The following is a 4,942-nucleotide window of genomic DNA, read 5'->3' on the forward strand; positions in this document are numbered from 1 at the left end:
TTAATAAAATAGCTCTCAATTTTGCAGCTCACTTGAAGTTTGCCTTAAAAGGACAAGCCTACGATATTTATATCGGTGATGTGCGATTGTGGATACCTGATTATCGCCACTATACCTATCCTGATATTATGGTAATTAAGGGGAAACCGATCTATACCGGCAAAGGTAAGACGACGGTCATGAATCCTTTGCTAATTGTTGAAGTATTATCCAAATCTACCAGAAATTATGACCAAGGTGAGAAGTTTTTATACTATCGCTCAATTCCACATTTTAAGGAATATATATTGATAGACCAAGCCAGATATCATGTGATTCAACATACCAAAACCAGTGAAGGACAATGGTTACTCACTGAGCAAACCTCAGAAGCAGCAATTTTGGAATTAAGTACTATCGACTTTAAACTTAACTTTAGCGATATTTACGAAGGGCTTAACTTTGAAGACGATGATTAAAGTTGTCAATTTCAAGGTTAGTTTGTTGAAGGTTTTAAGATTGTAAGGTTGTAAGTTGTTCGCGTAGCGTGGCCAATAGGCCAAGGTTGTAAGGTTGAAAGTTGTTCGCGTAGCGTGGCCAATAGGCCAAGCTTAGAAGGTTAGTTTGTTGTTCGCCTTTGCCGTTCCCGAAGGGTAGATTAGTTTGTTGAAGGTTGTAAGGTTGTAAGGTTGTAAGGTTGTAAGGTTGTAAGGTTGTAAGTTGTCAAGTTGCCTCTTGCCTCTTGCCTCTTGCCTCTTGCCTTTTGCCTCTTGCCTCTTGCCTTTTGCCTCTTGCCTTTTGCCTCTTGCCTCTTGCCTCTTGCCTCTTGCCTCTTGCCTCTTGCCTGCTCCCTGCTCCCTGCTCCCTGCTCCCTAAAACCAAAAAATTTGTACTTCACCTAATTGACAACAGCTATACATATGTATCTCACCCATTTCGGCGCAAACAGCTGGCTACTGGAACTCCCAGAGCAACGGATTCTGATTGACCCCTGGTTAGTAGGTTCATTGGTCTTTGGCAACCAACCTTGGTTCTTTAAAGGGGACAAACCGGAAGCACTTAATAGCATTCCCGATAAAATTGACCTAATTTTGCTCTCCCAAGGCTTAGAGGACCACGCCCATACCCCAACCTTGGAAAAATTAGACAAAACTATTCCAGTAGTGGCCTCTACTAGTGCAGCAAAGGTAGTCAAACAGCTAGGTTATACCCAGGTAACTACTCTTACTGCTGGTGAAACCGTTGCGTTAGGAGATCACATAGAAATCCGAGCCTTGCCAGGAGCACCCATTGGTCCATTCCAGCAGGAAAATGCCTATCTGATCAAGCAGTTGGATAGTGGTAAAAGTCTTTACTACGAACCTCATGGCTATCCCCCTGCTGAAGTCAAGGATTATGCCCCAGTAGATATCGTGATTAGCCCAGCCGTGACCTTAGAATTACCCTTACTAGGGCCAGTCATTCAAGGCCATAAGACAGCACTGCCGTTGGCGCAATGGTTGCAACCCCAAGTCTTTCTGCCCACAGCAGCCGATGAAATTGTAGAGTATCAAGGGGTTTTGGCTTCCGTGCTGCGGGAAGTGGGTAGTCTCGAAGAATTGCGATCGCAACTCCTCCAGCAAAATCTGCCCACCAAAGTCATCACTCCCAAAGTAGGGGTTTCGTTGGAAGTATAGCGCTACGCGCAAGGGAACAGGGAACAGGGAACAGGGAACAGGGAATCGGGAATCGGGAATCGGGAATCGGGAACAGGGAACAGGGAACACAGAACAATTGACGAAAACACGATCATATTGCCTCAATTCTTGTCTCTTTTGCCTCTCCCCACACTCCCCCATCTCCCCATCTCCCCATCTCCCCATCTCCCCATCTCCCCATCTCCCCACACCCCACACCCCACACCCCACACCCTTGTCTCTTCATCTGAAAACGCTAAAGTATCATAGTGTCCCACATCAACAGCGAGAAGATCCAAAATGCTGGAGTTGTATCAATTTGAACTGTCCCAATACTCAGAGAAAGTACGACTGATTCTGGATTACAAAGAGCTGGACTATCGGAAAATTGAGGTAACCCCAGGAGTAGGACAGTTAGAACTATTCCAACTGTCTGGTCAAAGTAAGGTACCAGTGCTTAAAGATGGGGATACAGTGATTAGTGATTCCACTGCGATCGCAATGTATTTGGATCGCAAGTATCCCGACAAACCCATCATCCCTACCGATCCCAAAGAACGAGGACTCTGCTTACTGATCGAAGAATGGGCAGATGAATCCATTGGTACCAAAAGCCGGAAAGTGGTCTATGGCGCATTGAGCCAAAATCCCGACTTCCGCAAATCCGTCTTACCGAACCAAACCCCTGATGTGCTCAAAACAGTAGTTGGTTCGGTACCCTCGGAATTTTTAGATATTCTAGGGTTTGGTGTCGGTTGTGGCACTGATGCCATCAAGGAAGCCAAAGATGGTCTCAAGCAAGACCTAGAAGCCTTGAGTCTGTTACTCCTGGATAGTCCTTATCTAGTCAGCAACTCCCCTTGCTTAGCAGATTTGGCCGTAGCTGGTTTAAGTCTGCTCCTGAAATTCCCCGATGGGAATTATCTCGATATTCCCCAGCAATATCAAGGTCAAGGGATTCCTGGCTTTGCCGATAGTAACCTCTACGAAACCTTTTTTGCTTGGCGCGATCGCATCTATGCCGATTATCGCAAACCTTTAGTTTCCAATACTCCCAGCGATTCTCAACCCACATCAATTGAGATTGATTAATCATAATTGACCCTAAGCGGTCAGTGGTCAGCCTTTAGCTGATAGCCGTCAGCGGTCAGCGGTCAGCGGTAAGTTTGACCCGATGGTGCGTTACGGGGCGGACTAGCTTGCTAGCTTGCCTATTGCCTAGAAAAGTGGTGCGTTACGGGGCTACTGGCGCTGGACCTTGAATATGATGGCAATCCCACCCCTAACGCACCCTACGCACCCTACGCACCCTACGCACCCTACTCCCTACTCCCTACTCCCTACTCCCTACTCCCTACTCCCTACTCCCTATAACCCAAATGATTTAGGATTGCAATAGTCCTGGAATTGTGGTAATGGATTTAAGTCAACCTTTAGGTTCAGTTATTCAAGGCTCTCTGTCTGCTGGATTAGAAGTGCGATTACACCCCGATGTCTCTGTAGAAGATATGCGGGTGGGGAAATTTCTGGTGGTTCAGGGAATGCGATCGCGTTTCTTCTGTATGCTCACCGATGTGTCTTTAGGAACCTCCAGTCAGCGGATTCTGGTTAATCCTCCTAATCCCAATGATGACTTTCTAAGGGATGTACTCGCAGGTAGTGGCACCTACGGTACGATTAATTTAACCCCGATGCTAATGTTTACGCCACAAAAGTCCCAATCACAACAGCCAGTGGAACTAAATGGAAAAAGTCCCTTAGGCTCCTTTCAAGCTCAAAGTAGCGAAGAGATGGAATTGTTACCAGTAAAAACAATTCCCAGCCACTTTTCTCAAGTATTCGATGCTAGTGAACGGGATTTTCGGGCAGTCTTTGGCTCAGAAGATGACCCCCATCGCCGGAATTTTTCCATTGGTCAACCCCTTGACATGGAAGTCCCCATATGCATTGACTTAGATCGGTTTGTAGAACGGAGTAACGGGGTTTTTGGTAAATCTGGCACCGGTAAATCCTTTCTAACTCGGCTACTGCTATCTGGGATTATCCGTAGGCAAGCAGCAGTAAATTTAATTTTTGATATGCACTCGGAATATGGCTGGGAAGCCGTATCGGAAGGGAAACAATTTAGTACAGTCAAAGGATTGCGCCAGCTTTTTCCATCCCAGGTACAAGTTTATACCCTCGATCCAGAATCCACCAGACGACGAGGGATTCGGGATGCCCAAGAGCTTTATCTAAGTTATGACCAGATTGAAGTAGAAGATATCAACCTAGTCCGAGGAGAGTTAAATCTTTCTGAAGCTAGTCTAGAAAATGCCATTATTTTACGCAATGAATTTGGCAAATCCTGGATTGTACAATTGTTATCCATGACCAATGAAGAAATCCAGGAATTTTGCGAAGTAAAACGAGGCAACAAATCCTCAATTATGGCATTACAGCGCAAATTAAGCCGATTGGATGAATTAAAATATATCCGCAGTGCTTGTCCCCATAATTATGTCAAGCGAATTTTAGAATCTCTCGATGCCGGGAAGCATGTTGTCGTAGAATTCGGTTCCCAATCCAACATGCTTTCCTATATGTTAGCTACTAATTTAATTACCCGTCGTATTCATAGCAGTTATGTCAGAAAAGCCGAGATATTTTTGCAGTCAAAAAATGCCAGCGATCGCCCCCGTCCCCTAGTGATTACCATTGAAGAAGCCCACCGTTTCCTAGATCCAGCCACAGTACGTCAAACAATTTTTGGGATTATTGCCCGTGAAATGCGCAAGTATTTTGTGACCTTGTTAGTCGTAGACCAGCGTCCTTCTGGCATTGATAACGAAGTCATGTCTCAAATTGGAACTCGGATTACTTGTTTGCTAAATGATGATAAAGATATTGAAGCAATTTTTACTGGGGTGTCTGGTGGCCAAAGTTTGCGTTCGGTATTAGCCAAGCTCGATTCTAAGCAACAAGCCTTGATTTTAGGACATGCCGTACCAATGCCAGTAGTAGTCAAGACTCGTGCTTACGATCAACAATTTTATCAGGAAATTGGGGAGCTAGATTGGCAACAAAAGTCCGATCAAGAGGTATTTTTAGCCGCCCAATTAGCTAGGGAAGATATAGGGTTTTGAGATCAGCTATCAGTGGTCAGCGGTGTGGGGTGTGGGGTGTGGGGTGTGGGGTGTGGGGTGTGGGGTGTGGGGTGTGGGGTGTGGAGGGAGTGGGGGAAGTGTGACCTCAACTAGGGTGGCACAGGCTTCTAGCCTTTGACCCATAAGCACCTCAAGTAGCGT

6 protein-coding genes are annotated in these 4,942 nt (G+C 45.7%); all 6 read left to right on the top strand.

The features are described 5' to 3' along the window. Positions 1-458: Uma2 family endonuclease (locus F6J99_RS41995; RefSeq protein ID WP_293122596.1), on the top strand; the 458-nt coding region annotated here is incomplete at its 5' end. A 305-nt stretch (positions 459-763) separates the two neighbouring features. Further along, positions 764-967: a hypothetical protein gene (locus tag F6J99_RS42000; protein WP_293122599.1), complete on the top strand. Its 204-nt coding sequence runs from the start codon at positions 764-766 to the stop codon at positions 965-967. Next, positions 900-1,655: an MBL fold metallo-hydrolase gene (locus tag F6J99_RS42005; RefSeq protein WP_293122603.1), complete on the top strand. Its 756-nt coding sequence runs from the start codon at positions 900-902 to the stop codon at positions 1,653-1,655. Before F6J99_RS42000 ends, F6J99_RS42005 begins: the two co-directional genes overlap by 68 nt. 300 nt (positions 1,656-1,955) lie before the next feature. Beyond that, positions 1,956-2,747, top strand: a complete 792-nt coding sequence (locus F6J99_RS42010) for a glutathione S-transferase family protein (protein WP_293122606.1) — start codon at positions 1,956-1,958, stop codon at positions 2,745-2,747. Between the two features lie 175 nt (positions 2,748-2,922). Next, positions 2,923-3,054: a hypothetical protein gene (locus F6J99_RS42015; RefSeq protein WP_293122609.1), complete on the top strand. Its 132-nt coding sequence runs from the start codon at positions 2,923-2,925 to the stop codon at positions 3,052-3,054. 16 nt (positions 3,055-3,070) lie between these two features. Further along, positions 3,071-4,780, top strand: coding sequence for an ATP-binding protein (locus tag F6J99_RS42020; RefSeq protein WP_293122611.1), 1,710 nt, complete (start codon positions 3,071-3,073; stop codon positions 4,778-4,780). Positions 4,781-4,942 lie beyond the last annotated feature (162 nt).

This window comes from Moorena sp. SIO4G3, assembly GCF_010692305.1.
Classification (GTDB): Bacteria; Cyanobacteriota; Cyanobacteriia; order Cyanobacteriales; family Coleofasciculaceae; genus Moorena; species Moorena producens_A.

Excerpts from the sequence above, each read along its gene's own strand:
- F6J99_RS42005 (WP_293122603.1), top strand. The coding sequence starts at position 900 with ATGTATCTCACCCATTTCGGCGCAAACAGCTGGCTACTGGAACTCCCA.
- F6J99_RS42010 (WP_293122606.1), top strand. The coding sequence starts at position 1,956 with ATGCTGGAGTTGTATCAATTTGAACTGTCCCAATACTCAGAGAAAGTA.
- F6J99_RS42015 (WP_293122609.1), top strand. The coding sequence starts at position 2,923 with ATGGCAATCCCACCCCTAACGCACCCTACGCACCCTACGCACCCTACG.
- F6J99_RS42020 (WP_293122611.1), top strand. The coding sequence starts at position 3,071 with ATGGATTTAAGTCAACCTTTAGGTTCAGTTATTCAAGGCTCTCTGTCT.